Annotated in this window: 2 protein-coding genes; both read left to right on the top strand. The window is 38.5% G+C overall.

Annotation, left to right across the window (positions count from 1 at the left end):
- The first annotated feature begins 17 nt into the window (after positions 1–17).
- A complete protein-coding gene (locus Xmir_RS21945; protein WP_099115151.1) occupies positions 18–1652 on the top strand; it encodes an ABC transporter substrate-binding protein in 1635 nt (544 codons plus the stop codon).
- A gap of 107 nt (positions 1653–1759) precedes the next feature.
- Positions 1760–3009 (top strand): ABC transporter substrate-binding protein (locus Xmir_RS21950; RefSeq protein ID WP_099115149.1); only part of this gene is annotated, 1250 nt, incomplete at its 3' end.

Below are 3009 nucleotides of genomic sequence, written 5' to 3' on the forward strand. Positions count from 1 at the left end.
TAATGGAGATTAAAAACATGAAAAAAATCATGGCGAGCCTAATCAAAAATAGGTTCACCCAAATCCTGACCTGTTCGATGGGAATACTCTTAACAAACGTTGCCCCCTCCCATGCCGCAATCGTTCCGCCGGGAACACAATTGGCCGATAAACAAGAAATTGTGCGTAACAATGGCTCCTTCCCTGCTTCGTTGGATGTCCATAAAGTAGAAAGTAATGTCGAGCTGAATATTATCCATGATTTTTTTGATGGTTTGGTCTACACCGATAGAAAAGGCAATATCGAACCGAGATTGGCAGAAAGCTGGGAAACAAAAGATAATAAAACTTGGGTCTTCCATCTCAGAAAAGGCGCTAAATGGTCTGACGGCTCACCGATTACCGCCCATGATGTCGTATTTAGCTGGCGGCGTTTACTTGATCCAACAATGGTTTCCCCCTATGGCAGTTATCTTGGAACTGCTCACGTTATTAATGCAGACGATATATTATCAGGCAAGAAAAAAGCAGAAGAGCTTGGTGTTAAGGCACTGGATGATCTCACATTGGAAGTAAAACTCGATAAACCCGTGGCGTATTTCTTGCAGATGCTGACTCATCCGATTTTAGTTCCGATTAGTGAAAAAGTGGTTAAAAAACAGGGCGATAAATGGACGCACCCCGATACTTTTGTGGGCAGTGGTGCGTTCAAACTCTCCGAATGGAAAGTGAATGAAAATGTCATCGGTGTCAGGAATCCCCAGTATTGGGATAATAAAAACACAATAATCAATAAAGTGACTTATCTTGCCCTTACATCAGAAAAGTCGGACTTAAACCGTTATCTTGCCGGTGAAATTGATATTACCTTTACCATTCCATTGGATTCCTTTGCATCATTAAAGAAAACATTAGACGATCAAGTTCATATTGATCCGATGCTCAGCACTTACTATTACGCCTTCAATATTAAAAAACCGCCATTTAATGATGTCAGGGTCAGGAAGGCATTAAGTTTAGCCATAGATAGAGATGTGATTGCTGAAAAAGTATTGGGAATGGGACAACTTCCCGCTTACAATATTCTTCCACCTAATATCGGCGGGATCACATTAAACCCACCAGAATATGCCTCCTGGACACAAGCACAGCGGATTAAAAAAGCCAAAGAATTATTGAACGAAGCCGGTTTTAACGAGAAAAATCCGCTCAAATTTAATTTGCTTTATAACACAAGAGAATCCCATAAAAAACTTGCCATTGCTGTGACGGCAATGTGGAAGCAGAACCTGGGTGTTCAAGCCAGCTTACAAAATCAGGAATGGAAAGTGATGTTGGATAATATGCACCAGAATAAGTTTGATATTGTCAGATACGCATGGACGGCAGACTACAATAGCCCAATGTCTTTCTTAGGAATTTTCCTGACAGGAAGCAGCCAGAACATACCATTATATGAAAATAGTGATTTCGACCAGTTGGTCATTAAAGCAGGTGAAACCAACGATACTGATTATTATCAAAAGGCAATAGATATTTTCGACAATGATATGCCTGTAATTCCTGTTTATTATTATGTTATTAACCGCATGGTAAAACCATATGTCGGTGGTTTCTACGTTAGCCCAATGGACTATATATCGACAAAAGATCTCTATATTATTAAGCACTAACCTTAAATCAGAGCCTGTATTAACAGGCTCTGATTATAGCGATTGATAAGTTAATTAAATCATGAGTTGGATAAGTAAGATTAAATACAATTATGGAGAGCTAAAGTATGTCAAAAATAATCAACAATAAAAAAATAAAATTACTTACTTGTACTATGGCACTTATGTTGAACAATATTGCATTATCTCATGCTGCGGTAATTCCTGAAGGAACAAAGTTGGCAGCTAAGCAGGAAATTGTGCGCAATAATGGCTCAGAGCCAGCTTCATTGGATACACATAAAGTTTCAAGTAATGTTGAATTCAATATTATCAGTGATTTTTTTGATGGTTTGATTCAGGTTAATAGGCAGGGAAAGATTGAGCCAAGGTTAGCAACCAGTTGGGAAACCAAAGATAATAAAACATGGGTTTTTCATTTAAGAAAAGATATCAAATGGTCAGATGGTTCACCTATTACAGCTCACGACGTTGTATTCAGTTGGCGGCGTTTAATTGATCCTGATACTGTTTCTCCTTATGGTAGTTATCTTGAAAATGCGTCTGTAGTGAATGCAAATGAGGTTTTGACCGGTAAGAAAAAAACAGAAGAGCTAGGGATAAAAGCGCTGAATGATGAGATGCTGGAAGTGCGGCTGGACAAACCCGTCGGAGATTTTCTACAGATGCTGACCCATCCCGCTATGTTTCCGATAAGTGAAAAGGCAGTAAAAAAATATGGCGATAAATGGACAAGACCGGAAGTATTTGTCGGCAGTGGGCCATATAAACTTTCTGAGTGGGTTGTTAATGAAAAAATAGTCGGAGTCAGAAACACCCAATATTGGGATGATAAAAATACAGTGATTAATAAAGTAACCTATCTTCCTCTTTCTTCAGAAAAATCGGATTTAAACCGTTATCTGGCGGGAGAAATCGATATTACTTTTACTATTGCAGCAGAATCTTTTCCATCACTGAAAAAATCATTGCCTGATGAGGTAAAACTCTCTCCCAAAGCAACAGTATATTTTTATGAGTTTAATAATAAAAAATCACCATTTAATGATGTCAGAGTCAGGCAGGCGCTGAATTTAGCCATCGATAGAGATATTATTGTTGATAAAATCTTGGGGCAGGGGCAATTACCTGCTTATACTATGCTCACCCCAGATATAGGGGGCTTTAATTTTAAACAACCTGATTATGCTTCATGGACTCAGGAGCAGCGTATTGCCAAGGCTAAAGAGCTACTGAGTGATACTGGGTTTAATCAAAATAACCCACTTACTTTTAATCTGCTTTATAACACGCAGGAAGGACATAAAAAAATTGCCATTGCGGTTAGCTCAATGTGGAAAAAAAATCTTGGTGTAAA

This window comes from Xenorhabdus miraniensis (assembly GCF_002632615.1).

Coding starts and splice junctions, on each gene's coding strand:
- Xmir_RS21945 (WP_099115151.1), top strand. CDS start 18: ATGAAAAAAATCATGGCGAGCCTAATCAAAAATAGGTTCACCCAAATC.